The sequence below is a fragment of the Microbulbifer maximicatervae (SeqCode) genome, from assembly GCF_052467305.1.
Window position 1 is genome coordinate 3,367,994 of the sequence record NZ_CP174306.1, and the last position, 24,632, is coordinate 3,392,625.

Consider the following 24,632-nt stretch of genomic DNA (forward strand, 5'->3'; position numbering starts at 1 on the left):
CTAGAGAGCCCCACCACAACTACTTCCCTGCCCGGCTGTACAACCGTAACAGTGATCTGCAACGCAAATTGCCGCCCCCTTCAGATCTATCTCGATTAAATCTCGCAAATGTAATCGACCGGGAATAGGCATGTTGAGTTGTTGGTTAAAATCGCAATCAAATAGATTTCCCTGCCAATCGACGCTAACCAAGCTACGACACATAACATCAGCGAGATTATCCGCACTGTAACTGTCTTTGAGTAGCGCCATATAATCGTGAAACTGCCCCTTAGAAATCAGCATCGAACCAAAACGCTTGATTGGCATATTGGTGAGAGCGAACAAATGATTAAATTTAATGGAGAAGTGGTTCGCCAACTCTCTTCGGTAGTCCGCCTCCAAAGCACTTTGCTCCGGGGGTAAAAAGGGTCCCTGGGGGTTATAGACCAAGTTGAGCTCTAAGCCACTGCCGGGCTTGCCATAGCCCAATGCATTTAATTTTTGTAACGCCGCAATGCTCTTATCGAATACCCCTTTACCTCGTTGCTTATCGACATTATCGATTGAGTAACACGGCAGGGAGGCAACGACCTCAACCTGGTTTTCAGCGAGGAATTCAGCAGTATCTTCCTGGCCCGGCTCAAAAAGAACTGTCAGGTTACAGCGATCTATTACATGTACTCCGCGCTCTCGCGCCCCTCTTACAAGGGATCGAAAACCCCAGTGCAATTCCGGGGCCCCACCAGTCACATCCAGCATACGGGGTTTACGGACCGTAAGAACTTCCAATAACAGCGCCAAATTGTCGTCCGACATCATCTCGGTTCGATTAGGCCCAGCATTGACGTGGCAGTGTAAACAGCGCTGATTACAACGGTAGCCAATATTGACCTGCAAGGTCTCAATGGCCCCTCGGTGCAGGGAGGGGAAATCCGATAGCTCCAGCAGGGGTAAGGTCTCACGCATCGATATCACTGCTCCATTTCTTCAAGCTCTGGTTCTGTCGGAGCAAGCAGTGGTTTTATTACAGCTTGTGTTTCCTCAGGCATAGCTTCGAGGGGAGTCACCAGACCGCTCAACAGTGCTGTATGAGCGGAGGACTCCGGTTGCTCAGCGCCTAAAATACGTATGGCTTCCATCGCAATCTGCTGCGCGCGCGTAGCATTTTGTTGAAGATTCGCAATTGCTACCTCTGCGGTTACCGCCTCCTCACGAGGGTGCCAACAATCATAGTCAGTAGCCATAGCCAGCGTGGCGTAGGCAATTTGTGCCTCCCGGGCCAACTTGGCCTCAGGCATATTGGTCATGCCGATAACCGACGCCCCCATACTGCGATACCAGTGGGACTCGGCACGGGTGGAAAACTGTGGGCCCTCGATACAGATATAACTGCCGCCTCGGTGTAACTCAATTGGCTGCTCTGCCTGGGTCAGCGTGAAAGCACGCGCCAAACTATCAGCGACAGCAGAGCATACTGGATCGGCCATGGACACATGGGCAACCGCGCCATCTCCAAAAAAGGTACTCTGCCGCCGGCGAGTCATATCAATGAACTGATCGGGGATTAACATATCCAGCGGCCGTACCTCTTCCTGTAGGGAGCCCACAGCCGAGAGAGACAGGATGTAGCGCACGCCGAGCTGGCGCAGGGCATGGATATTTGCCCGATAAGGCACTTGGGAGGGGATCAGGTGATGATTGCGACCATGACGGGCCAGGAAAGCTACTGGTACACCTGCGAGCTTACCGCAGACAATGGCGTCCGAAGTCCTGCCAAAGGGAGTGTCGATATGGACCTCCTCCACCTCAGTCAGCCCCGGCATATCGTAAAGGCCACTTCCTCCAATCACCCCAATCAATGCCCTGGTCATATTCGCTCCTAAACAATTGGTTTTCGGCAGTATAGGAGTGGGGGCAAGTCGTGTATATCACCAGCTACGAGAAAGGAAAATTAGAAAAGCAGTGGCATCTATATTACCTATACCCCTGGCCGCTAAAATTTGACAGGTAAGCTAGAGTTACTCTTCAGAATTTAGATCAATAGGACGCCACGATTTACAGCTTACGATAATGAATTTTTATTCGCCACATTAAGAGCTGACAGTTAATAATCATCGACACAGAAAAGGCAATATTCTCCTAGCAAAACCCAGAAAATCCTTTTCTTAATTGATAGATATGAAATTGAATTTTAAAGAGGCCACTACAGCTCAGCCCGACACTATGTAGCAACATAAATAAGGGAGTAAAAAACTCCCTTATTTTTACTCCAATAAAAATAACCGCATCGCACCCTAGTTCTTTTGGCTACATCAAAGGCCCAGCAAAAGATCTCGGCAGCGTCTGACGATTGCCATCATAGAGATATGAAAGCATATCCAGATCCCCAGCACTGGGATTCCAGGTAGAACTATTCACCTGATTGGCCGATATTTTACAGCCTCCCTCACGAGTGTTTTTAACAATCCCCAGTGCCCTTGCCTGGTCGTCATACATCATGATGGAGTTTCCATCAAAAGCAGAATTGTGTGTTAAAAACCTGGTGAGGGTTTGCACCCGAGTTTGCTGCTGCAGGGAGTCCAGTGTGTTCTTCACTGACAGAGGGGCGTCGGCACGCATGTGTTCGTGGGCCAAACCCAGTGTATGACCGATTTCATGGGGAAGGGAGGCAATCGCTGCTCTATTAGTTTTCCAATCTACACCACAATATTGATCGGTTTTATTGGTAAACCCTACCGTCGCACTACTGCGGTCGTCCTTAATTGTAACCACTCCACGGCCTGCCGCTCCAACCTGCAGGAACTTAATCGCTGCAAATCTGAACTTTCGATAAATGCAAATTTCCCAATGAGACATAGCCTTTTTTACCGAATTAACATAACCGGAATCTAAATTGGAGGGCACATAATATTTCACCACACCATTCGGCCAAACCCCACCTACCTCTTCATTCCTATCCAAAGAAAATCCACCAAAGTCTATCTTATAGGATATTTTTCGAATATTTTTATCTATAGCTAGCCCCATGCTGACGCACCTCCTGAAAAGTTATTTTCGCTGCCATAACGAGAACCAACACTGCCGCACCAAATTCGGCAAGTCAAAATTCACCCGACAGAAATAGAAAACAAAAAGAGGGAAGAGATCACAAAAAACCTTTCCCAAACACCAAAACCAAAATCGATTCCTGTAATAAAAAATATTCAAATATTTTCAGCAAGCAACCAAAAGAACTAGGAACCACAAGAAAAGCCTTACAAAACGCAGACTTACGTGACCTATAGATAGAAGTACAAAAATGAAGAGAGAATGAAAATCAACTTTCAGCGATAAAAAGAAAACTTAACAACAGATAAAACTGTAAACACCATGAAAATGTAAAGATAGGTAAAACTATTTACTGGGGGAGCCCAGCGCAACTCTGCCTAATCTGACCCGACTTTATACAACCATAAAAAAAGCCACCCAATGGGTGGCTTTTTTGAAAACTAAAAGTTGGCAATTACTTACCAGCCAGTAATTTCCTTCAGAGCGTCGCCGATCTGAGCCAGGGAGCGCACGGTTTTAACACCAGCGTCTTCCAGAGCAGCAAATTTCTCATCGGCGGTGCCTTTACCACCAGAGATGATCGCGCCCGCGTGACCCATACGCTTGCCGGGAGGAGCAGTTACACCAGCGATGTAGGAAACTACAGGCTTGGTAACATTTTCCTTGATGTAAGCAGCTGCTTCTTCTTCAGCAGTGCCACCGATCTCACCGATCATAACGATTGCTTCGGTCTGCGGATCGTTCTGGAACATTTCCAGGATATCGATGAAGTTGGAACCCGGGATGGGGTCGCCACCGATGCCCACACAGGTGGACTGGCCGAAGCCGTAGTCGGTGGTTTGCTTAACCGCTTCATAGGTCAGGGTACCGGAACGGGAAACGATGCCCACTTTACCCGGCTTGTGGATGTGACCTGGCATAATACCGATCTTGCACTCACCCGGAGTGATAACACCCGGGCAGTTCGGGCCGATCAGGCGCACGCCCAGCTCGTCGCACTTCACTTTAGCGTCGAGCATATCCAGAGTCGGAATACCTTCGGTGATACAAACAATCAGCTTGATACCAGCGTTGGCCGCTTCCAGGATGGAATCCTTACAGAAAGGCGCAGGTACGTAGATTACGGAAGCTTCAGCGCCGGTCTTCTCTACCGCTTCTTTAACGGTGTCGAATACTGGCAGGCCCAGGTGAGTCTGGCCGCCTTTACCCGGAGTTACACCACCAACCATCTTGGTGCCGTAAGCAATCGCTTGCTCGGAGTGGAAAGTACCCTGGGAGCCGGTGAAGCCCTGGCAGATTACTTTAGTGTCTTTGTTAATCAATACTGACATGATTATTTACCCTCCGCAGCTTTAACCACTTGCTGAGCCGCATCGGTCAGACTGGTAGCCGCGATAATGTTCAGGCCACTGTCGCTCAGAACCTTGGCGCCCAGATCTGCGTTGTTACCTTCCAGGCGTACAACAACCGGTACTTTAACGCCAACTTCTTTTACTGCGCCCACAACGCCTTCGGCGATCATGTCACAGCGAACGATACCACCGAAGATGTTGATCAGTACGGCTTTTACGTTCTCGTCAGACAGGATGATCTTGAACGCTTCAACAACGCGCTCTTTGGTCGCGCCGCCGCCAACGTCCAGGAAGTTAGCTGGCTTGCCGCCGTGCAGGTTTACGATGTCCATGGTACCCATGGCCAGACCAGCACCGTTTACCATGCAGCCGATGTTGCCGTCGAGAGCTACGTAGTTCAGGTCGAACTTGGCAGCGTGCGCTTCACGGGAATCTTCCTGGGAAGGATCGTGCATTTCGCGCAGGTCAGCGTGGCGGTACAGCGCGTTGCTGTCGATTACCACTTTGGCGTCCAGGCAGTGCAGGTTGCCTTCGGTGGTGATTACCAGCGGGTTGATTTCCAGCAGGGCCAGATCTTTTTCCTGGAACATTTTTGCCAGGCCGAGGAAGATCTTGGTGAACTGCTTAACCTGAGTCGGGTTCAGGCCCAGTTTGAAAGCCAGCTCGCGCGCTTGGTAAGGCTGAGCGCCTACCAGTGGATCGATGGTGGCTTTCAGGATTTTTTCTGGGGTCTCTTCCGCTACTTTCTCGATCTCAACGCCGCCTTCGGTGGAAGCCATGAAAACGATACGACGGGTGGAGCGGTCAACAACGGCGCCAAGGTACAGTTCTTGGTCGATGTCAGTGCAGCTTTCAACCAGGATACGGGAAACCGGCTGGCCATTTTCGTCTGTTTGATAAGTTACCAGACGCTCGCCCAGCCACTTCTTGGCAAACTCTTCAATCTCTGCCTTGGAATCTACCAGCTTTACACCGCCAGCCTTACCGCGGCCACCAGCGTGTACCTGGGCCTTTACTACCCACTTATCACCGCCAATTTCGTCAGCCGCTGCTGCTGCCGCTGCCGGGGTTTCCGCTGCAATGCCTTTGGAAACCGGCAATCCGTATTCCGCAAACAGTTGTTTGCCCTGATACTCATGCAAGTTCATAGTCAATACCAATTCACATATAAAATGTGTTTACTAATTGCAGATCACTCTGCACCTGAAAGAGAAATTTAAAATTTCCGTCGTTGCAAATTTCAAATTCCACAAATGAAACCGGGGCGCTAATTAATCAATAATTAGTGCCCCGAAATCGAAAAATATTCTTACTTGCGCTTCTTGCGATTTACGGTGTGAATCGCATGGCCGTTCACGCCCAGCGCCGCTTCTTTCACAGTTTCGGAAAGAGTCGGGTGCGCAAATACCGTCATACCGATGTCTTCAGCACTGGAGCCGAATTCCATCGCGATCGCCACTTGCTGAACCAAGTCTGCGGCAGACGGGCCAACAATATGGGCACCCAGTACGCGGTCAGTTTCCGCGTGAGCAATGATTTTCACAAAGCCCTGGGTATCGTTGGCGGCCATAGCGCGGCCGTTGATAGCAAACGGGAAGCTGCCTACGTTGTAGGGCTCGCCATCGGCCTTCACCTGCTCTTCGGTGCGACCAACCGCAGCGATTTCCGGGTGAGTGTAAATAACGTTGGGGATCACGTCGTAGTTCATCATCGGCTTCTGGCCAGCAATGCGCTCGGCAACCACAACACCTTCTTCTGAGGCCTTGTGTGCCAGCATTGGGCCGCGTACCACGTCACCAATCGCCCATACGCCCGGTGCAGAAGTCATGCACAGGTCGTTGACATAGATGAATCCACGCTCGTCCATCTTCACACCGGCATCTTCAGACAGAAGGCCTTCGGTGTAAGGGCGACGACCAACGCAAACGATCAGCTTGTCGAAAGTTTCCTGGTGCTCTTTACCATCTTTGTCCTGGTAAGTAACAACCACTTCTTCGCCTTTCACTTCGGAGCCGGTTACGCGGCAAGCGAGGCGGATATCCAGGCCCTGCTTCTTGAAGATCTTCTGGGACTCTTTGGCAGCCTGTTGGTCCATGATCGCCAGGAACTTGTCCATCGCTTCAAGAACAACCACTTCGGAGCCCAGGCGGTTCCATACAGAACCCAGCTCCAGACCGATAACACCGGCACCGATAACACCCAAACGCTTTGGAGTTTCAGTGAATTCCAGAGCACCAGTGGAATCGACAATAATTTTGTTGTCTACCGGAGCGGGCGGAATATTTACCGGTACAGAACCGGAAGCCAGAATGACGTTTTCAGCTTCGTAGACGGTGCTGTTGCCTTCGTCGTCGGTTACTTCCACTTTCTTGTTCGCCAGCAATTTGCCGGTGCCGAAAATGGAGGTTACTTTATTGGCGGTGAACAGACCTGCTACACCACCGGTCAGCTTCTTAACGATCTCGCCTTTGCGCTCGATCATCTTGCTCACATCCATTTTGACCTTGCCGACTTCAATGCCGTGCACGTCGAGAGCATCTTTGGCTTCGTGGTATTTCCAGGAGCTGTCCAGCAGTGCCTTGGAAGGAATACAGCCAACGTTCAGGCAGGTACCGCCATTTACGTATTTACCTTCCTTGTTTTTCCACTTTTCGATACAAGCCGTTTTCAAGCCCAACTGAGCGGCACGGATGGCAGCGACATAACCACCAGGACCGGAGCCAATTACGATTACGTCAAATTTTTCGGACATGATCAGTTCCAGATATTTCTAATGCAGTGTGATCGAGGGGGCCCGCAGGCCCCAAGATTTATTGTTTAAACTTCGAGCAAGATACGCGCTGGATCTTCGATCATTTCCTTGATCGCTACCAGGAAGCCAACTGCTTCCTTACCGTCGATCAGACGGTGGTCATAGGACAGCGCCAGGTACATCATCGGCAGGATTTCCACCTTGCCATTTACCGCCATCGGGCGCTCCTGGATTTTGTGCATACCCAGAATTGCAGTTTGCGGTGGGTTCAAAATCGGAGTGGACAGCAGGGAACCGAATACACCACCGTTGGTGATGGTGAAGGTACCGCCAGTCATCTCTTCGATAGACAGTTTGCCATCGCGGGCGCGAACACCCAGATCGCGGATATTGTTTTCCATATCCGCCAGGCCCATGTTCTCCGCATTGCGCAGAATCGGCACAACCAGGCCTTTCGGCGAGGAAACCGCTACACCGATATCCTGGTAACCGTGGTAAACGATATCGTTGCCGTCGATAGACGCATTCACTGCGGTGTAGCGCTTCAGCGCTTCTACTGCAGCTTTTACGAAGAAGCCCATAAAGCCCAGGCGAGTGCCGTTGTGGGTCTTCTCGAACAGGTCTTTATAGTTCTTGCGCAGGTCCATAATCGGCTTCATGTTCACCTCGTTAAAGGTGGTGAGCATGGCGGTGGACTGGGAAGCATCCAGCAGGCGCTCAGCGATACGCTTGCGCATACGGGTCATGGGAACACGCTTCTCTACGCGCTCACCCGGAGCAACCGCAACTTCAGCAACAGCGGCGGCAGGTGCAGCAGCGGCAGCCGGCGCAGTGCCCGCTTTCATTACGTCTTCCTTAAGAACGCGGCCACCCTTGCCAGTGCCTTCAACACCGGCCAGGTCTACGCCCTTCTCAGCAGCCATTTTCTTGGCAGATGGCATAGCAATTTTGTCGCCAGCCGCAGGAGCTGCGGCTTCGGCAGCCGGAGCTTCTGCTTTTTCTTCCGCCGGGGCAGCAGCTGCGCCAGCGCCCGCTTCAAACTTGGCAATCACTTCATTGGAGAGAACGGTATCGCCCTCACCCTTGATGATTTCAGTCAGGGCACCATCGGCAGGTGCAACAACTTCCAGCACAACTTTATCGGTTTCGATATCCACGATCAGTTCATCGCGGGACACAGCTTCACCAGGTTGTTTATGCCAGGTGGCGACAGTTCCGTCCTGAACTGATTCAGGGAAAGTTGGCGCTTTAATCTCGATCGTCATTTTTTCTGTTTCCTGAGATTGACTCTTCACTTATTACTGCCGCCGGTTATTTGACGGTCAGCGCCTCGTTGATGAACTTATTCTGTTCTTCAAGGTGCGTGGACATATAGCCCGCCGCAGGTGCTGCGGATGGGGCGCGGCCCACATATTCCAGATCCAGCTTCGGATGGGTTTCCGACAACAGGCGACGCAAGTGGTGCTGGCTGGAGTACCAGGCGCCCTGGTTCATGGGCTCCTCCTGACACCAGGCAACACTCTTGATCTTCTTGAATGCGGAAACCGCTTCCACAAACTCTTCGTCCGGGAATGGGTACAGCTGCTCGATTCGCACGAACGCCACATCTTCCTGTTCGCGCTCCATACGGGCTTCCAGCAGGTGGTAGTAAACCTTGCCGGAACACAGAACCACACGCTTCACTTTGTCTGGATCTACGCCCTGGTCCTGGATCACGTTGTGGAAGCGACCTTCTGCCAGCTCTTCCAGGCTGGAAGTGGCCAGCTTGTGACGCAGAATCCACTTTGGACTCATAATCACCAGAGGACGGCGCATGGGGCGCACCGCCTGGCGACGCAGCAGATGGAAGATCTGTGCCGGGGTAGTGGCGTTACACACCTGGATATTGTGCTCCGCACACAGCTGCATAAAGCGCTCAAGGCGTGCAGAGGAGTGCTCTGGGCCCTGGCCTTCATAGCCGTGCGGCAACAGCATTACCAGGCCGCACATACGGCCCCACTTATGCTCACCGGAAGTGATGAACTGGTCGATCACAACCTGGGCACCGTTGGCGAAGTCACCAAACTGGGCTTCCCACACCACCAGGGACTTTGGTGTTGTGGTGGCGTAGCCGTATTCAAACGCCAACACCGCCTCTTCGGACAGCAGCGAGTCGTAGATATAGAAAGGCGGCTGGTCTTCAAACATATGCTGCAAAGGCACATAGCTCTGACCGTCTTTCTGGCTGTGAACCACCGCGTGACGGTGGGAGAAGGTACCGCGACCCACGTCTTCACCGGTAAAGCGGACCATAAAGCCCTCTTCCAGCAGAGTGCCGTAAGCCAAAGTTTCCGCCATGCCCCAGTTCAGAGGCAGGGCGCCACCGGCCATTTTGCGGCGGTCTTCATAAATTTTGGAGACCTGGCGCTGCATTACCACGCCATCGGGCACGTTGGTCATGCGAGTAGCGACATCCTGCAGCTTCGGCAGCGCATAGCCGGTATCTGCAGGCACCTGCCAGTCGTGGCCCAGGTAGGGGCTCCAGTCAACAAACATGGAGGAGTCCGGCTTCTTCACAAGACCGGTAGCAACGTCTTCACCGGCATCCAGTTTGTCGCGGTAGTCGTTGGCCAGCTTGTCTGCGGCAACCTTGTCCAGGATGCCCTCGCCCACCAGCTTCTCGGAATAGAGCGTGCGGGTAGTCTTGTGCTTGCGGATAGTCTGGTACATCAGCGGCTGGGTACCAGAGGGGTCATCGGTCTCGTTATGGCCGCGACGACGGTAGCAGACCAGGTCGATAACGATATCTTTCTTAAATTCGTAGCGGTAGTCCACCGCCAGCAGCGCGGCCAATACGACCATTTCCGGATCGTCGCCATTCACGTGCAGCACCGGCGCATCGATCATCTTAGCGGGATCGGTGGAGTACTCGGTGGAGCGGGCATCTTCACGCTTGCTGGTGGTAAAGCCCACCTGGTTGTTCAGTACGATGTGCACAGTACCGCCGGTGTAGTAACCGCGGGTCTGGGACATCTGCAGGGTTTCCTGCACCACACCCTGGCCGGCAAAAGCCGCGTCACCATGGATGTTGATCGGCATTACTTTCTCACCGGTCGCATCTTTGCGGCGATCCTGGCGGGCGCGCACGGAACCCACTACCACGGGCGCACTGATTTCCAGGTGCGACGGGTTAAAGGCCAGGGCCAGATGCACTTCACCACCGGGAGTCATCACGTTAGAGGAGAAGCCCTGGTGGTATTTCACGTCACCGGAAGTATCGAGGGTCTTCTTGCCTTCAAACTCCTGGAACAGATCCGCAGGGTTTTTACCGAGGATATTGACCAGGGTATTCAGGCGGCCGCGGTGGGCCATACCGATCACCACTTCCTTCACCCCGTAGGTGCCGGAGCGACGGATCAGAGCGTCCATCATCGGGATCAGGCTCTCACCACCCTCTACACCGAAGCGCTTGGTGCCGGGGTACTTGGAGTCCAGGTGGCGCTCCAGGCCTTCAGCGGCGGAAAGGCGCTGCAGGATTTCAATCTGGATGTCGGTGCCGAAGTTGGCTTTAGACTGGCTGCGCTCAAGGCGCTGCTGGAACCACTGCTGCTCTTCCAGGTTGGAGAGATGCATGATCTCCGCACCCAGATTGCCACAGTAGGTATTCTCCAAACCCTCGACGATTTCACGCAGGGTCGCCTCTTCTTTACCGAGGAACAGGCTACCGGTATTGAAGGTGGTATCGAAATCACCCTCAGTCAGGCCGTGGTAGCTCAGTTGCAGGTCGGGCACTTGTTCGCGAGCCATCAAGCCCAGGGGGTCGAGGGTCGCTTTTTTATGGCCGCGATGGCGGTAGGAATCGATCAGTTGCAGAACTTTAATCTGCTTGCGCTCGTGCTCAATATTGGCAGAGCCGGCCGCACCGGGAGCGGCCACCGGACGCGCGCGGTGTTTGCTGAGCAGCTCAAAGTGCTGGCGAACAGCGGCGTGGGAAACATCGCTGCTGCCCTCAACGCGGGGGAGGCTATCGAAATAATTGCGCCACTCCTCGGGGACACCGTTGGGGTCGTGCAGATAGGTCTCGTAAAGCTCCTCCACGTAGGCAGCATTGCCCCCGGAGATATGGGAGCTACGCCACAGCTGCTCCATGGTACTTTCGTGCATGTTGATGCCTACCTCAATTGCAGTGTGCTTATCTTCTCTTGAGCCACTGCGCTTTCCTTTCACTCACAAAAGGGGAGGCGCACAAAGCCACCTCCCCTTTTCAGTTTTTTACCGGTTAGAACCGGCTTTTTGTCGTTTGCTTGGCGCCCTACCTGGCACCGGGTTCGCAGAGCGCGAACCCCAGCGGGCCGATAACCGGCCGCAGCATCCCCTACACGGCGCGGGTCAGCAGCATATTGCGGATATGGCCGATCGCGCGCGTCGGATTCAGTCCTTTCGGGCAAACATTGACACAGTTTTGAATACCGTGACAACGGAATACGCTGAAGGGGTCATCCAGATTTGACAGGCGCTCATCAGTAGCCAGGTCGCGGCTATCTGCCAGGAAGCGGTAAGCCTGCAACAAACCAGCTGGGCCGATAAACTTGTCCGGATTCCACCAGAAAGACGGACAGGAAGTGGAACAGCAGGCGCACAGGATACACTCATACAGACCGTCGAGCTTTTCGCGATCTTCCGGAGACTGCAGACGCTCGATGGCCGGAGCCGGGGTATCGTTTTGCAGGTACGGTTCAATCTTCTTGTACTGCTCGTAGAACTGCTCCATATCCACAACCAGGTCGCGGATAACAGGCAGGCCCGGCAGCGGACGCAGAACCAGTTTACCCTTGGGGGCAGCTTCAGACAGTGGCGTAGTGCACGCCAGACCATTGCGACCGGAAATGTTCATACCGTCGGAGCCACAAACGCCCTCACGGCAGGAACGACGGAAAGACAAGGTCTGGTCTTCGGCTTTCAGCAGTTCCAGAACGTCCAACACCATCAGGTCCTTGCCCTTGGTGTCCAGTTCATAGTCCTGCATATAAGGCGCTTTGTCGGTTTCCGGGTTGTAACGGTAAATGCTTACTTTCAACATACTCTATTCCGCTCCCGAATCAGTAAGTCCGAGCTTTCGGTTCAAAGGCTTCCATAGTGTTAGGCGCGAAGTTTACTGCACGCTTGCCAACACGTTTTTCCGCGGGGAAATACATAGAGTGGCACAGCCAGTTTTCATCATCGCGCTCCTGGAAGTCCTCACGGGCGTGAGCACCGCGGCTCTCAGTACGGGTCTCTGCAGCAACTGCAGTGGCCTCGGCAACTTCCAGTAAGTTTTGCAGCTCCAGCGCTTCAACACGGGCGGTGTTAAACGCGCGGCTCTTGTCTTCGAGGCGCACATTTTCAATACGCTCGCGCAGATCTGCAAGCTTCTTCACACCTTCGGCCATAAAGTCGCCGCGACGGAATACGCCGAAGTGGTTCTGCATCACGCCCTGCAGCTCTTTGCGCAGGTCGGCAGCCTTCTCACCCTTCTCATTGGTTTCCAGGTGATTCAAGCGAGCCATAGCGGCTTCGAGATCAGACTCGGAAGCTTCGCGGTGCTCGATACCTTCGCGCAGGGACTTCTCAATAAACAGGCCGGAAGCGCGACCGAATACCACCAGGTCCAGCAGGGAGTTACCGCCTAAGCGGTTGGCTCCGTGTACGGACACACAGGCAACTTCGCCACAGGCGTAGAAGCCATCAACAATCTGATCGTTACCCGCAGCGTCCTGGGTCAGAGCCTGACCGTGAACGTTGGTGGGAATACCACCCATCATATAGTGACAGGTAGGTACTACCGGGATCGGCACCTTAACCGGGTCGGCGTGGGCGAAGGTCTTGGACAGCTCACAGATACCGGGCAGACGGCTGTTGAGCAGCTCTTCACCCAGGTGATCAAGCTTCAGAAATACGTGATCGCCTTCCGGGCCACAGCCGCGGCCGTCGAGAATCTCGAGAACCATAGAGCGAGCCACAACGTCGCGGGAAGCGAGGTCTTTGGCGTTGGGCGCATAGCGCTCCATAAAACGCTCACCATCTTTATTGATCAGGTAGCCACCCTCACCGCGACAACCTTCGGTCACGAGTACACCGGCACCGTAAATACCAGTGGGGTGGAACTGCCACATCTCAATATCCTGGACCGGCATACCGGCACGCAGGGCCATACCGACACCGTCACCGGTATTGATGTGTGCGTTGGTGGTGGAAGCGAAAATACGACCGGCACCGCCGGTTGCGAATACAGTCGCTTTGGATTTGATATAAACCACTTCGCCATCTTCGATGCACATGGCGATCACACCCACAACAGCACCGTCCTGGTTCTTCACCAGGTCAATCGCAAACCATTCATTCAGGAATTCGGTTTTGTGCTTAACGTTGTTTTGATAGAGGGTGTGCAGCAGTGCATGGCCGGTACGGTCAGCAGCAGCACAAGTACGTGCAGCCTGGCCACCGCGGCCGAAATCTTTAGACTGACCGCCGAAGGGGCGCTGATAAATACGACCTTCCTCAGTACGGGAGAAAGGCAGGCCCATGTGCTCCAGCTCAAATACCGCTTCTGGACCTACGGAACACATATATTCAATAGCGTCCTGGTCACCGATATAGTCGGAACCCTTAACGGTATCGTACATATGCCAGCGCCAATCATCGTTGGGATCTGAACTGGCAATTGCACAGGTAATGCCACCCTGGGCAGATACTGTGTGAGAACGAGTCGGGAATACCTTGGTAATAACCGCAGTTTTATAGCCGGACTGGGCCATCTGCAGGGCAGCGCGCATACCGGCACCGCCTCCACCAATTACAATCCCGTCAAATGAAATAGTACGCATGTTCGCCATTGCTTATACACCCCAAAGAATTTCAATGCCCCACACCGCGTACAACACGGCAACGGCAGCCAGAATCACTTCTACGAACAAGCGCAGAACAGTGGCTTTACCGCCCATCATCCGGTTGGTGATGTAGTCAGTTACCACGGACCAGAGGCCAATCCAGGCGTGAATAATGGTGGACAGCAAGGCAACCAGGCTGAAAACACGCATCCAGCGCTGGGCGAACAGTTCGGACCAGGCTTGGTAGCCGAAGTCTTTACTAAAAAAGATAAAACCCACTATAAAGAGGGTATAGGCGAGCAATATTACCGCAGTGACTCTCTGGTAGAGCCAATCGAAAGTACCGCTACGGCCAAAGCTTGTTACTGTTTTTACCACAACCATACTCCCGCCAGAAGAATAAGGATTACAGCCAGCACCAGCACTGACACAGCGCTGCGACGGCCGCCTTCGAGACTTTCACCTACTCCCATATCCATAAACAGATGACGAACACCTGCCAGAATGTGGTAAATAAGTGCCGCCAGCGATGCCCAGAGAATGAGCTTGGCAGGGATACTGTTAAATACCGCTGCAATTTCGGCGAATCCCTGCTCGGATTCCAAACTGACATCGAGCATCCACAGTAGTAGTGCAACAACAACGAAGAGCACTACACCGGAAATACGATGCAAAATGGAAACCACAGCGGTAGCGGGAAGCTTTATAGTGGAAATGTCTAAATTGACAGGTCTGTTTTTGTTCACAGGAAAAACACCTTGTTGCCCTGAACGACCGGGCGCCCGTTAGCTTTTCAATGGAGGGACGAGCTGCTTGCTGATTACTTTGCACTCGACCTGATGAAGCCTTATACAAAGTAGCCGTACCATGGCGCAAGCCGCGCGGATTATAGGCATTCACTAGTCAAAACACAACGAACGCCTGCGATTACGCCGGGTTCCCACCAGTATCGCGTAGTAAATCGGGAATCGCGGGATTTCCTCAGACTTTCCTGTGCATTATCTAGACAAATACTCTACGAGTATGGAGCGGAACCGGATATCCTGTCGCCAATAGACTGGTCGTCCATTCCTTTTGGTTTGACAATTTGCGGCGCGGCACTTAAGTTTGGCCCCGCTCAAAAGGCCGCTAGCTCCCGAAAACAGCGGGAAAAGGCCGGCATAAGAACATTTTTAGGAGTCCGCAATGTCCGATAAAAAAGCGCACCTCACAGTCGATGGTATCGACGGCGCCCTTGAGATGCCAGTTCGCTCCGGCACCCTCGGCCCCGATGTTATTGATGTCGGCGGTCTGACCAGTAAAGGCTTATTTACTTACGACCCGGGCTTCGTATCTACCGCCTCATGTGATTCCAAGATCACCTTTATTGATGGCGGCAAGGGCCAACTGCTGCACCGCGGCTACCCCATCGAGCAACTGGCAGAAAAATCCGATTACCTGGAAACCTGCTACCTGCTGATGAATGGCGAACTGCCCAACGCAGAAGAAAAAAAGAAGTATGTAGACACCATTATGTCTCACACCATGGTTCACGAATCCCTGGTGAGCTTCTTTAAAGGCTTCCGTTACGATGCCCACCCAATGGCGATGATGTGTGGCGTAGTTGGTGCCCTCGCTTCCTTCTATCACGACTCCCTGGATATCACCAATCCGGAGCACCGCGAGATTTCCGCCCACCGCCTGATTGCCAAGATGCCAACCCTGGCAGCCATGTGCTACAAGCACTCCCAGGGCATGCCCTTCATGTACCCGGACAATAGCCGCAGCTATTCCGAGAACTTCTTGCACATGATGTTTGGCAACCCCTGCGAGCCCAGCAAGATAGACCCGGTTGTCGCCAAGGCAATGGACATCATCTTCCTGCTGCACGCAGACCACGAGCAGAATGCATCCACCTCCACTGTTCGCCTGGCCGGCTCTTCTGGTGCCAATCCGTTCGCCTGTATTTCTTCCGGCATTGCCACTTTGTGGGGCCCCGCTCACGGCGGCGCCAACGAAGCGGTATTGAACATGCTGCAGGAAATTGGCGACGAAAGCCGTATCGACGAATTCGTGAAGCGCGCCAAAGATAAGAATGACCCCTTCCGCCTGATGGGCTTTGGTCACCGCGTCTACAAGAACTTCGATCCACGCTCCCGCGTAATGCAAGGCATCTGTGATGAAGTTCTGGGTGCCATGGGTGCAGAAAATGATCCTCTGCTGAAGATCGCCAAGAAGCTGGAGAAAATCGCCCTTGAGGACGATTACTTCGTAGAGAAGAAACTCTACCCGAACGTAGATTTCTACTCCGGCATTATTATGAAAGCTATCGGTATCCCCACCGATATGTTCACCGTAATTTTTGCCACAGGCCGTACTTCAGGCTGGATTGCACACTGGAATGAAATGATTTCCAATCCGTACAAAATTGGTCGTCCTCGCCAGCTGTATACCGGCTACCCACAGCGCGATTATGTACCGCTCGAGCAGCGCTAAGCTCAAGCAATCAAAAAAACCCGGCTATGCCGGGTTTTTTATTAATTAGATATTTGAATTTATTTTGATTCTACCGGCGATAATCAACTACATTTCGATAAAAATTAAAAAGCAAACACCTGAAGTGTGACACAAGTCCCAATTTGGAAATTTTGCTTTACTCGCCCCTTCCATAACAGTTAAACCAACTGTCATCCAATGTAAAATCCGCCACGCCCGCCGGGACCCAAGCAGCTTTGCTTTCTTTAAGTTACCCCCAACTTCGCGGCGCTATCAGACCTAATAACAAACCTTTAAATTTACTGAGACTAAATTCATGCTTAGTTTTATTTCTGGAATGTTCCGAAGTAACAAAACAGAAGACGCGGCGGACCTTGAGGAAAAATATACTCGCAGCTCTTATGCAGGAGCTAAAGGTGCCCGCACAATCTCTTACGACCCCACTCTAATCAAAGCCCTTGAAGACGATCACCGCACCCTGATCAGTATTTTTCAGCGCATGTGGTCAGAGGGTTATGAGAAGCAGAACTACCGCCAGCTATCGCAGCTACTGACCCAATTTAAATCTGGCTTCCAGGCCCATCTAATCAAAGAAAATGTACGTTTTTACGTATACCTAGAGCAAGCACTGGCTGGCGATACCCACACACTGCAAGTAGTTAAAGATTTCCGCACCGATATGAATGAAATTGCAAATGCCGTTGTGCAATTTTGCAAACGCTACAACCACGAAGCCTTTACCCCTGAAATGGTTCGCGATTTCAAAATGGATTATCAGAAAATCGGTGAAGCGCTAACTCGCCGTACTGCCCTAGAAGAAAAAGAACTCTACGTCCTTTATCAGCCCTCCTAAAAGCAACGTTTAGTTTTTTTATCAGGAGTAGTGAGATATTTAACCTAGGAATGCCGATAAAAAACAAATCTTTACAATAGGCATACTATTTTACAGTCCGCAGCCCACAAGGACGGGGCCGCATATTTTTTGGCCGCTCAGCTGTCACAAAGTAACTGGAAAGCACTCCCCTCTCCCCGCCAATTTTCACAGTCAAATTAAATATAAGCACCGAATTTGGGCAAGTTACATTTAGCTCTCCAAAAAACTGTGCGCATCAGTTAAATCCAGTCTTATTTTCCGACCTGACCTTACTTTACACCCAATTCTCTATCGTCATCGTTTATTTGGTACTAGACCTTTATTTAATTTTGTTTAAACATATAGGGACTAGAATTCAAAAAAACACTAAAGAGTGGGATATTAGTCTAAGAAAATTAGCAGGCCATCTGGCAGACAAATTAAAAATACAAAGACTAATAGAAAATCAAAGCAGTCGGGGGGAGGTATGACTGAGCTAGACGACACACTTGTCGAGCAATTACCAAGCGGCATCCATACTAATGATAACAGTTACCCAATTTATGTAATTATCGGTACTGGTCCGGTGGGTGTGCGTTGCGCACAAAAATTATTAGAATTCTGTGATGAAGCTCAAATTGTTATCTATGGAGCAGAAACAGAGTCTCCCTACAACCGGGTTAAACTTTCTCAATATCTATCAAGCCATGTAGAGTTGGAGGAGCTTGATAACCCTATTCTCAGTCAAAGTGACCACCGCCTGGCAGAATATATTGACCGTAAAATAGTCTCTATTGATCGCTCCAAAAAAACAGTCACCGATGCTGCAGGGAATATACAACCTTATTCCAAGCTAATAATAGCGACTGGATCAAATCCTATTATTCCGAAGATTCCGGGTGCGGATCTGCCTGGTGTTTACCCTTTTCGAAGTCTGCGTAACACCAATGATTTACTTGAGTTAAGGGAGCAGAATGCAGACATCTGTGTTATCGGTGCTGGTGCTCTGGGCCTTGAAGCTGCAACCGCGTTAAAAACACCTAAAAACAACATCACTTTACAATCCAGAGGACACTTACTCAGCGGGCTCCTGGGTGAAGAAGGAGAGGAGTTCCTAAAGTCCGCACTCACTGCACTGGGGGTAGAGTTAAAAATTTCGGACTCCCTAACATCCATTGAAGAGAGCGATAGCAAGCGCCTACTCACTTTTGAAAGTGGCGAAAAAATTCCCGTCGACGCTATCGTGTTGTGCACAGGAATTAAGCCGGAAATTAGCCTGGCCGAACAGAGCGGACTTTCAACTAAACGCGGAATCGTAGTCAATGAATGGATGCAAACTTCCGACCCGGATATTTACGCCGTAGGCGAGTGCGCTGAGTTTGACAAGAAAGTCTACCAATTGGTCCGACCGGGCTACGAACAAGCTGAAAGCTGCTGCTCACATATTCGTCGCAACCATAGCGCTAAATCTCTCTCGCAGCCCTACTCCGGCACTTATACCGATATTCAGCTGAAAATTGCCCATATTCCCTGCGGAATAATGGGAGAGGTAACCCCGGAAAACCTCAATCAGCAAGAGGGCGTTGAGAGCCATGTCTATCGCAATCGTTTTAAGGGGATCTATAGACGCTTATTTATCAAAGGTGAATACATCGTTGGGGCCATTTATATTGGCAGCTGGGATGAAGCCAATGAATTGCGCCAGACCGTAGCACAGGAGCAAAAAATCTCTCTGCGCACACTGAAAGACTTTGAAAGCGAAGGGCGAGTGTTTGCCAAAAAAAGCGGCAATAGCATTAAAGATTTTCCCGATAGTTATCTGGTCTGCCAGTGCAACTCTGTCACCAAAGGGGAATTATGCAGGGCTATTTCCGCTGGGAAGCGCAATTTAAACGAATTGCAACAAGCGACAACAGCCGGGTCTGTTTGCGGTAGTTGCCGCCCGCTAATGGCTGAGCTTCTGGATGTGCCAGCTCCCAACTTGGTAATGCGACACTCCAAGGGGATATTGATAACTTCTGTTCTGTCATTAATCCTGATAGCCCTGGCTTTCCTGATGCCGCCAGCTCCAGTTTCCCCCTCAGTACAGACTGCACTTTTTTGGGAAAAGCTCTGGTACGACAATTTTTGGAAGCAGGTTACGGGCTATACCATTCTCGCTATGTGCCTGTTTACTGCCGCTCTCAGTATCAGGAAACGTTGGAATAAACTTAGCCTTGGGCATGTCGATCACTGGCGCTATGCACACAGCGTTACAGGTTTAATCGCTCTACTTGCACTCGCTATACATTCAGGCTTCCGCCTTGGTGAAAACCTGAATTTAGCATTGATGCTGGTATTTCTAACTGCAACCGCAACTGGTTCTCTCGTCGGCGTTTTTATGGCGCGCAACCACCATTGGACTGACCTGAAACTTCGCGAACACCGAAAATGGTGGTCCCGAGTTCACTATGCCCTGCTCTGGGCCTTACCGGTCCTTCTCGCCTACCATATTTTTGCGGTTTATTACTTCTAGATGAAATCATATCAATTTAAATTCTGGCATTACGGTGTATTGCTAACGCTGGCTATCGGCTCTGCGGTGGCATACAACCTTAACGTTGACGATAAATCTCTATTTATCAGTGGAGATGCCACGCACGGTCACCATCAAATTGAGCTGGCTTGTACTTCCTGCCATACCGATGGCTTTGCCGGTGAGGATGCTGTTCAGCAAGCTTGCCTGAATTGCCATGCGGAAGAACTGGAGCTTGTAGACGACTCACACCCCCGGCAGAAATTTTTAGATCCGCGCAATGCTGTACTTCTGGAAACTCTTGACGCACGGCTATGTGTAAGTTGTCACACTGAACACAAACCACAGATCACAGGAGAGATGGGCGTAACCCTGGCGGGCGACTTTTGCTTTCACTGCCATAGCGATATTGCCGAAGAGCGCAGTAGTCACAAAGACCTGGGATTTGAAACCTGCGCGAGTGCGGGCTGCCACAACTATCACGATAATGGCTCCCTCTATGAAGACTTCCTTATCGCCCATGTTGATCAACCTGATCTATTGGAAACTGCCAAGCTACCTACTCGTACAGCAGTTCAGTCCTGGCTAAATGAGCATTCAGATCAAGCTCCTTTAAAAGTTAGCGAAGCAGACATTAGCAGCTCTAGCCAGACTGCAGAAATCGCAACGGTCTGGGCACAGAGTATTCACGCACAAACAGAGGTGAACTGCAGCAGCTGTCACGTCGATGGGCAAATGCAATTCAGTAGTGTTGAGATTGTCGAGCAATGTGCTAGTTGCCACAGCGATCAAAAAGAATCCTTCACTCAAGGAAAACATGGAATGCGCATGTCCAACAAGCTGGAAGAGGGCTTTATCCAGCAGGTCGGCGCCATCTCCCCGCAACAGGCCCGCCTTCCCATGAATACCAGCGCAACGGATGAATTGAGCTGTGTCAGTTGTCACGGGCCCCATGAAGTAAATCTGCAATTTGCTGCTGTAGAGGCTTGCCTGGGTTGCCACAGTGATGAGCACAGCCTCTCTTACAAAGAGTCCCCTCACTTCGATACCTGGAATTCAAACCCAGAAGGTGGCGTAAGCTGTGCCAGCTGCCATTTGCCACGGGAAACCCATGGCGAACAGGTTGTAGTTAACCATAATCAAAATCATAACCTTCGCCCCAATGAAAAAATGATGCCCGTTTGCCTGAGCTGTCATGGAGCCGAATTCTCCCTTGCTGCCCTGGCTGACAAAACTCTGATTAACAATAATTTCAAGCATAAACCCGCAGAGAAGCATGAAACATTCGAGCTGATCCGCGAGCGTATTGCAAGGATTACCAAAAGCAAAAACAAGCAAAATCAATCCCAATAGGAGGGGAAAATATGCGTATTGCCGCTTGTATTATCGCTGGACTGGCACTGCTCACCGGCTGTGAGAAAAACCAGGGAGTTGCTCCGGAGCGAATGGCGGATGCCATCTTTGCCGTTATCGAGGCAGACAGGGCCAACTACACCAACAAGGTTGTAAACCGCCTGCAGAACGAGGAGAAAATCCTTGACGCTGATGAGCACTGGCAAGATAAGAAATTGCTACCACTCCCCGCGCAGATGATGCGTATGGGAGCTGAGCGTGTTGCCGAAAATGAGTCTGGCTTTAACTATGCCCTGCTCTCTCTGTGGCCAATCAACAAGCAAAACAAACCGCGCACTGAGATGGAAAAAGAGGGCTTGCAGTACGTAATCGACAACCCAGGGAAAAACTTTTACGGCCGCGAAAAACTAGGTGATACCGAGTACTTCACTGCAGTATATGCGGATGTAGGTGTTTCACCTGCTTGTGTGAGCTGTCACAACGATCACGTAGACAGCCCGCGCACTGACTTTGAGCTGGGCCACACTATGGGTGGTGTTGTTATCCGAATCCCACTCTGATCAGTTAGTTAGTAGATAGCTGCGCCCGACTTTCGAGTCGGGCAACTCTCTCACAAAATATTGCCGGCGGATATTAGTCGGTGAGAACTGAGTTTAGAATAATTTAAAAGAGTGGCGGCCGAATTCGTTTCGACCGCTCCCTCTTTTAAGCTGACTGGCTCTACTCCCGCTACTACCTCGCTGAAATCATTCAGACCAGTGGTTACCCGCTGTGGGCCTATTTCCGGGTCAGTCCAGTCTCCATTACGGCCCGCTTTTTCTTGGGCTTCGCTCCGCAAAGCACACCTAGGCATTACTATATTAATGTCAAAGTCCCGCAGAGCAAACCGACCAAGGTGATTGCAATACTGGGAAAACCTGCTAAAAGGTCAGCGCAGAGGATCAATAAGCCCCTGCAATCCCTCTACTTTTATCTCCAAGGCTAATGCCATTAACTGTCCTAGACGCCCCTCTGGAAACCCCTTTTTTGCGAACCAAAGCAGGTACTCCTCAGGCAAATCTATTAAAACCCGGCCCGAGTATTTTCCAAATGGCATTTTGAGTCGAGCCAGTTCTACCAAGTCTTGTTTTTCGAACACCTTAACAACCACCTAAATATCGACAAAAAAAGGGAATGAAACTCCCAATTTGGATTTGTTGCCAGTGCATGCGGACTCTACACTGGCTCCGAAATAGTCGGCCTGCGCCGATTCTTTATACCTCAACCTTCCAGTAACAGAGGTGTCTATGCGTATCAAAGCTATCAAATATCTCAGCTTGGCCGCAGTATTGACTGCAAGCCTTGGAGGTACGGGCTGCGCCAATATGAGTGATACCGACCGCCGAATCGGCACCGGTGTCGGTATAGGCGCAGTAACAGGTGCCTTGATCAGTGGCGGGCGCCCCGGTGGCACTGCCGCAGGTGCGGTTATTGGTGCCGGTGCAGGCTACCTTTATGATAGGGAGAGAAAACGTAGAGACTACTATCGCTACCGAGGCCGTTACTATCGTTACTAAATCAATTTACGGGGCCAGCATAAAGGAAAGACACAGGTGAAGACATAAGTCACACCTGTGTCACTAGAATCGATATAATATTGGTGGAAATTTAAATAACCTTGTTCCAACACGTTTGCTTGTTAACATGCTCTCTAATCGATGCTAGAAGATCACTATGAAGTTGCGCCACTCTAGATTTACTAAGCTTCATTGCTTTAGCTATATCCGAATAACTCTTGTCCTCAATATACCTCATCCTAATTAGATTCTGGTTAATTGTTGGTAGTTTTTCTATGTAATCCAATATTTGCTGAAAGAATGCTTGTCCCTCCAATGAATCATAAGGGAAATCCGATAATGAGGTTTCGCTATTGAGCCAACTTGACTCTAAAAGGTAGGAGTAGCCAAAGTCTAAAGTCGCACCTACAATTGAGTCAAACAGACTGTCGCTGCTTCTTGTGGAAAAATCGATGTTAAATTCCATCATATTTTCTCCTGAGAAGTAGCTATGTAAGCTTGCTCTTTCGGAGTAGGAGCTTACACCATTCATAACGCTGCCTTTTATTCTGAAAGAAGCATACGTTTTAAAAAATACTTTTTTCTTCCTATCATATTTGCTTATCGCATCCAATAGGCCCAGCTCAGCTAGCTGTAGTAGATCTTGTAAATCTACCCCCAGATGTTGACACTTCCTATAAATCAAGCCTGCAATAGTATGGCTATAACTTCGATAATATTCGAATAAATAATTTCGTGCAGACATTAACCCTGATGTTTCTAGAGAAACCCACTTCTCTGTAAGATCTTCTTCCATACTTTTAATGAAAATTTAAATTCTAAGAAAAACTTCCAAGCAGCGAATACGCCAATAGAGACCATCCATCGATCAACACAAAAACAAGCACTTTAATGGGCAATGATACTGTAGTTGGTGGCAACATGATCATTCCCATAGACATTAAAACGCTTGCTACAATTAAATCTATCATTAAAAATGGCAGAAAAATCATAAACCCTATTAAAAATGCAGATTGTAATTCGCTAATTAGAAATGCAGGGACAAGTGTGAAGAGCCCTACTTCATCAATACTCTCTGGCACACTCTTACCAGACATCTCATATACAAGAGATATATCCTTCTCGCGAGTTTGTTCGACCATGAATTCTTTTAGTGGCGGCTGTGCACCTACTAATGCCGCCTCAAAACTAAGATCTTTATTAAGGTATGGCTGTATCGCATCCTCATTAACTTTCTCAAAAACCGGAGTCATTACGAATATGGTCAGCAAAAATGCAAAACTAATTAATACACTATTAGGGGGAGTACTAGGCATAGCCAATGCCTGGCGAAGCATAGACAAAACTATAACTATCCGGGTGAAAGCCGTCATTAGCATCAGCAATGCAGGCGCAACACTTAACAGTGTAAGAGTTAGTAAAATTTGAAAAGGTGCTGACAAACCAACTCCAGTGGAATTCTCATCAGCTAGGGAAAGTTGCTCAGCAGCAATATTTGGAAGTAATGATTGAGAGTAACCATTTAATGGAAAATTAAAAATAAATACTAAAAAAGCAACAACAAATAAAGTATTTTTATTTTTAAGCTTTAGAGACATTAGATATACTCAATCCACCAGGGCCACAAACAAGCAAGATATTTTCATCATCAACTTCAAGCAAATAAACAGTTAAAGTTTGAGACAAAGGCAACTTTTCTTTAAGAGAAACCCTAGAACTAACACCCTGCGACGATTTTTTTTGCTTAGCACGTATAAAAAAAACAACAATCACGAAAACCACAAGTACCACTAACCAGTACAGCCCTAAATCACCACCCCAAATAAAGTACTCCTCTTTAAAACCAATCTGAGCAGACGCAAGATAACTTCTCATGGCATCAAAAACCTAAAATCACATAA

At 50.3% G+C, this 24,632-nt stretch carries 22 protein-coding genes; 6 read left to right on the forward strand and 16 right to left on the reverse strand.

The features are described 5' to 3' along the window. From arsS to sdhC, 12 genes are all read right to left on the reverse strand, one after another. On the reverse strand, window positions 1-948 hold the full coding sequence (gene arsS / locus ACJJI4_RS14775) for an arsenosugar biosynthesis radical SAM (seleno)protein ArsS (RefSeq protein ID WP_444925643.1): 948 nt from the start codon (window positions 946-948) through the stop codon (window positions 1-3). 5 nt (window positions 949-953) lie between these two features. Then, window positions 954-1,853: an S-methyl-5'-thioadenosine phosphorylase gene (gene mtnP / locus ACJJI4_RS14780; RefSeq protein WP_444925644.1), complete on the reverse strand. Its 900-nt coding sequence runs from the start codon at window positions 1,851-1,853 to the stop codon at window positions 954-956. Window positions 1,854-2,289: 436 nt separating this feature from the next. Continuing rightward, entirely contained in the window at window positions 2,290-3,009 is a 720-nt protein-coding gene (locus ACJJI4_RS14785; protein WP_444917962.1) for a M12 family metallopeptidase, read from the reverse strand. Window positions 3,010-3,488: 479 nt separating this feature from the next. Further along, on the reverse strand, window positions 3,489-4,361 hold the full coding sequence (gene sucD, locus ACJJI4_RS14790) for a succinate--CoA ligase subunit alpha (protein ID WP_108734154.1): 873 nt from the start codon (window positions 4,359-4,361) through the stop codon (window positions 3,489-3,491). 2 nt (window positions 4,362-4,363) lie between these two features. After that, entirely contained in the window at window positions 4,364-5,530 is a 1,167-nt protein-coding gene (gene sucC / locus ACJJI4_RS14795; protein ID WP_282933818.1) for an ADP-forming succinate--CoA ligase subunit beta, read from the reverse strand. Window positions 5,531-5,691: 161 nt separating this feature from the next. Continuing rightward, on the reverse strand, window positions 5,692-7,134 hold the full coding sequence (lpdA, locus tag ACJJI4_RS14800; protein WP_444925645.1) for a dihydrolipoyl dehydrogenase: 1,443 nt from the start codon (window positions 7,132-7,134) through the stop codon (window positions 5,692-5,694). Window positions 7,135-7,199: 65 nt separating this feature from the next. Next, complete coding sequence (odhB, locus tag ACJJI4_RS14805; RefSeq protein ID WP_282933820.1) at window positions 7,200-8,399, reverse strand: 2-oxoglutarate dehydrogenase complex dihydrolipoyllysine-residue succinyltransferase; 1,200 nt, start codon at window positions 8,397-8,399, stop codon at window positions 7,200-7,202. Window positions 8,400-8,445: 46 nt separating this feature from the next. Next, a complete protein-coding gene (locus ACJJI4_RS14810; protein ID WP_282933821.1) occupies window positions 8,446-11,277 on the reverse strand; it encodes a 2-oxoglutarate dehydrogenase E1 component in 2,832 nt (943 codons plus the stop codon). A gap of 211 nt (window positions 11,278-11,488) precedes the next feature. After that, on the reverse strand, window positions 11,489-12,193 hold the full coding sequence (locus ACJJI4_RS14815; RefSeq protein ID WP_282933822.1) for a succinate dehydrogenase iron-sulfur subunit: 705 nt from the start codon (window positions 12,191-12,193) through the stop codon (window positions 11,489-11,491). Between the two features lie 19 nt (window positions 12,194-12,212). Beyond that, entirely contained in the window at window positions 12,213-13,985 is a 1,773-nt protein-coding gene (gene sdhA / locus ACJJI4_RS14820; RefSeq protein WP_444925646.1) for a succinate dehydrogenase flavoprotein subunit, read from the reverse strand. Window positions 13,986-13,988: 3 nt separating this feature from the next. After that, a complete protein-coding gene (sdhD, locus tag ACJJI4_RS14825) occupies window positions 13,989-14,357 on the reverse strand; it encodes a succinate dehydrogenase, hydrophobic membrane anchor protein (protein ID WP_282933824.1) in 369 nt (122 codons plus the stop codon). Continuing rightward, window positions 14,351-14,725, reverse strand: a complete 375-nt coding sequence (sdhC, locus tag ACJJI4_RS14830; RefSeq protein WP_282933825.1) for a succinate dehydrogenase, cytochrome b556 subunit — start codon at window positions 14,723-14,725, stop codon at window positions 14,351-14,353. Before sdhC ends, sdhD begins: the two co-directional genes overlap by 7 nt. A 439-nt stretch (window positions 14,726-15,164) precedes the next feature. Between sdhC and gltA the strand changes: the two genes are divergently transcribed. The 5 genes from gltA to ACJJI4_RS14855 all read left to right on the forward strand — a co-directional run bounded on the left by gltA (window position 15,165) and on the right by ACJJI4_RS14855 (window position 21,735). Next, the gene (gene gltA, locus ACJJI4_RS14835; RefSeq protein WP_413662987.1) at window positions 15,165-16,454 is read left to right on the forward strand and encodes a citrate synthase; all 1,290 of its coding nucleotides are present in this window, start codon (window positions 15,165-15,167) and stop codon (window positions 16,452-16,454) included. A 316-nt stretch (window positions 16,455-16,770) separates the two neighbouring features. Further along, window positions 16,771-17,307, forward strand: coding sequence for a hemerythrin domain-containing protein (locus ACJJI4_RS14840; RefSeq protein ID WP_444896420.1), 537 nt, complete (start codon window positions 16,771-16,773; stop codon window positions 17,305-17,307). Window positions 17,308-17,794: 487 nt separating this feature from the next. Further along, on the forward strand, window positions 17,795-19,822 hold the full coding sequence (locus ACJJI4_RS14845) for an FAD-dependent oxidoreductase (RefSeq protein WP_444925647.1): 2,028 nt from the start codon (window positions 17,795-17,797) through the stop codon (window positions 19,820-19,822). Then, the gene (locus tag ACJJI4_RS14850) at window positions 19,823-21,175 is read left to right on the forward strand and encodes a cytochrome c3 family protein (RefSeq protein WP_444925648.1); all 1,353 of its coding nucleotides are present in this window, start codon (window positions 19,823-19,825) and stop codon (window positions 21,173-21,175) included. Between the two features lie 11 nt (window positions 21,176-21,186). After that, entirely contained in the window at window positions 21,187-21,735 is a 549-nt protein-coding gene (locus tag ACJJI4_RS14855) for a Tll0287-like domain-containing protein (RefSeq protein WP_282933830.1), read from the forward strand. Window positions 21,736-22,103: 368 nt separating this feature from the next. On the opposite strand, the gene ACJJI4_RS14860 is transcribed toward ACJJI4_RS14855, so the two are convergent. Continuing rightward, a complete protein-coding gene (locus ACJJI4_RS14860; protein WP_282933831.1) occupies window positions 22,104-22,313 on the reverse strand; it encodes a DUF3820 family protein in 210 nt (69 codons plus the stop codon). A gap of 148 nt (window positions 22,314-22,461) precedes the next feature. On the opposite strand from ACJJI4_RS14860, the gene ACJJI4_RS14865 reads away from it, so the two are divergent. Continuing rightward, window positions 22,462-22,731, forward strand: a complete 270-nt coding sequence (locus ACJJI4_RS14865) for a YMGG-like glycine zipper-containing protein (protein WP_108734168.1) — start codon at window positions 22,462-22,464, stop codon at window positions 22,729-22,731. A 91-nt stretch (window positions 22,732-22,822) separates the two neighbouring features. Here the strand turns inward: ACJJI4_RS14865 and ACJJI4_RS14870 are convergent, their stop codons facing one another. The 3 genes from ACJJI4_RS14870 to ACJJI4_RS14880 are packed head-to-tail and all read right to left on the reverse strand — an operon-like array spanning window position 22,823 to window position 24,606. Continuing rightward, window positions 22,823-23,527 (reverse strand): sigma-70 family RNA polymerase sigma factor, encoded by a 705-nt coding sequence (locus ACJJI4_RS14870; RefSeq protein WP_444925649.1) that lies wholly within the window; start codon window positions 23,525-23,527, stop codon window positions 22,823-22,825. A 22-nt stretch (window positions 23,528-23,549) separates the two neighbouring features. Further along, window positions 23,550-24,329: a flagellar type III secretion system pore protein FliP gene (gene fliP / locus ACJJI4_RS14875; RefSeq protein WP_444896416.1), complete on the reverse strand. Its 780-nt coding sequence runs from the start codon at window positions 24,327-24,329 to the stop codon at window positions 23,550-23,552. Further along, window positions 24,313-24,606: a hypothetical protein gene (locus tag ACJJI4_RS14880; RefSeq protein ID WP_444896415.1), complete on the reverse strand. Its 294-nt coding sequence runs from the start codon at window positions 24,604-24,606 to the stop codon at window positions 24,313-24,315. Before ACJJI4_RS14880 ends, fliP begins: the two co-directional genes overlap by 17 nt. Between the last annotated feature and the right edge of the window lie 26 nt (window positions 24,607-24,632).

Coding starts and splice junctions, on each gene's coding strand:
- arsS (WP_444925643.1), bottom strand. CDS start 948: ATGCGTGAGACCTTACCCCTGCTGGAGCTATCGGATTTCCCCTCCCTG.
- mtnP (WP_444925644.1), bottom strand. CDS start 1,853: ATGACCAGGGCATTGATTGGGGTGATTGGAGGAAGTGGCCTTTACGAT.
- ACJJI4_RS14785 (WP_444917962.1), bottom strand. CDS start 3,009: ATGGGGCTAGCTATAGATAAAAATATTCGAAAAATATCCTATAAGATA.
- sucD (WP_108734154.1), bottom strand. CDS start 4,361: ATGTCAGTATTGATTAACAAAGACACTAAAGTAATCTGCCAGGGCTTC.
- sucC (WP_282933818.1), bottom strand. CDS start 5,530: ATGAACTTGCATGAGTATCAGGGCAAACAACTGTTTGCGGAATACGGA.
- lpdA (WP_444925645.1), bottom strand. CDS start 7,134: ATGTCCGAAAAATTTGACGTAATCGTAATTGGCTCCGGTCCTGGTGGT.
- odhB (WP_282933820.1), bottom strand. CDS start 8,399: ATGACGATCGAGATTAAAGCGCCAACTTTCCCTGAATCAGTTCAGGAC.
- ACJJI4_RS14810 (WP_282933821.1), bottom strand. CDS start 11,277: ATGCACGAAAGTACCATGGAGCAGCTGTGGCGTAGCTCCCATATCTCC.
- ACJJI4_RS14815 (WP_282933822.1), bottom strand. CDS start 12,193: ATGTTGAAAGTAAGCATTTACCGTTACAACCCGGAAACCGACAAAGCG.
- sdhA (WP_444925646.1), bottom strand. CDS start 13,985: ATGGCGAACATGCGTACTATTTCATTTGACGGGATTGTAATTGGTGGA.
- gltA (WP_413662987.1), top strand. CDS start 15,165: ATGTCCGATAAAAAAGCGCACCTCACAGTCGATGGTATCGACGGCGCC.
- ACJJI4_RS14840 (WP_444896420.1), top strand. CDS start 16,771: ATGCTTAGTTTTATTTCTGGAATGTTCCGAAGTAACAAAACAGAAGAC.
- ACJJI4_RS14845 (WP_444925647.1), top strand. CDS start 17,795: ATGACTGAGCTAGACGACACACTTGTCGAGCAATTACCAAGCGGCATC.
- ACJJI4_RS14850 (WP_444925648.1), top strand. CDS start 19,823: ATGAAATCATATCAATTTAAATTCTGGCATTACGGTGTATTGCTAACG.
- ACJJI4_RS14855 (WP_282933830.1), top strand. CDS start 21,187: ATGCGTATTGCCGCTTGTATTATCGCTGGACTGGCACTGCTCACCGGC.
- ACJJI4_RS14865 (WP_108734168.1), top strand. CDS start 22,462: ATGCGTATCAAAGCTATCAAATATCTCAGCTTGGCCGCAGTATTGACT.
- ACJJI4_RS14870 (WP_444925649.1), bottom strand. CDS start 23,527: ATGGAAGAAGATCTTACAGAGAAGTGGGTTTCTCTAGAAACATCAGGG.
- fliP (WP_444896416.1), bottom strand. CDS start 24,329: ATGTCTCTAAAGCTTAAAAATAAAAATACTTTATTTGTTGTTGCTTTT.
- ACJJI4_RS14880 (WP_444896415.1), bottom strand. CDS start 24,606: ATGAGAAGTTATCTTGCGTCTGCTCAGATTGGTTTTAAAGAGGAGTAC.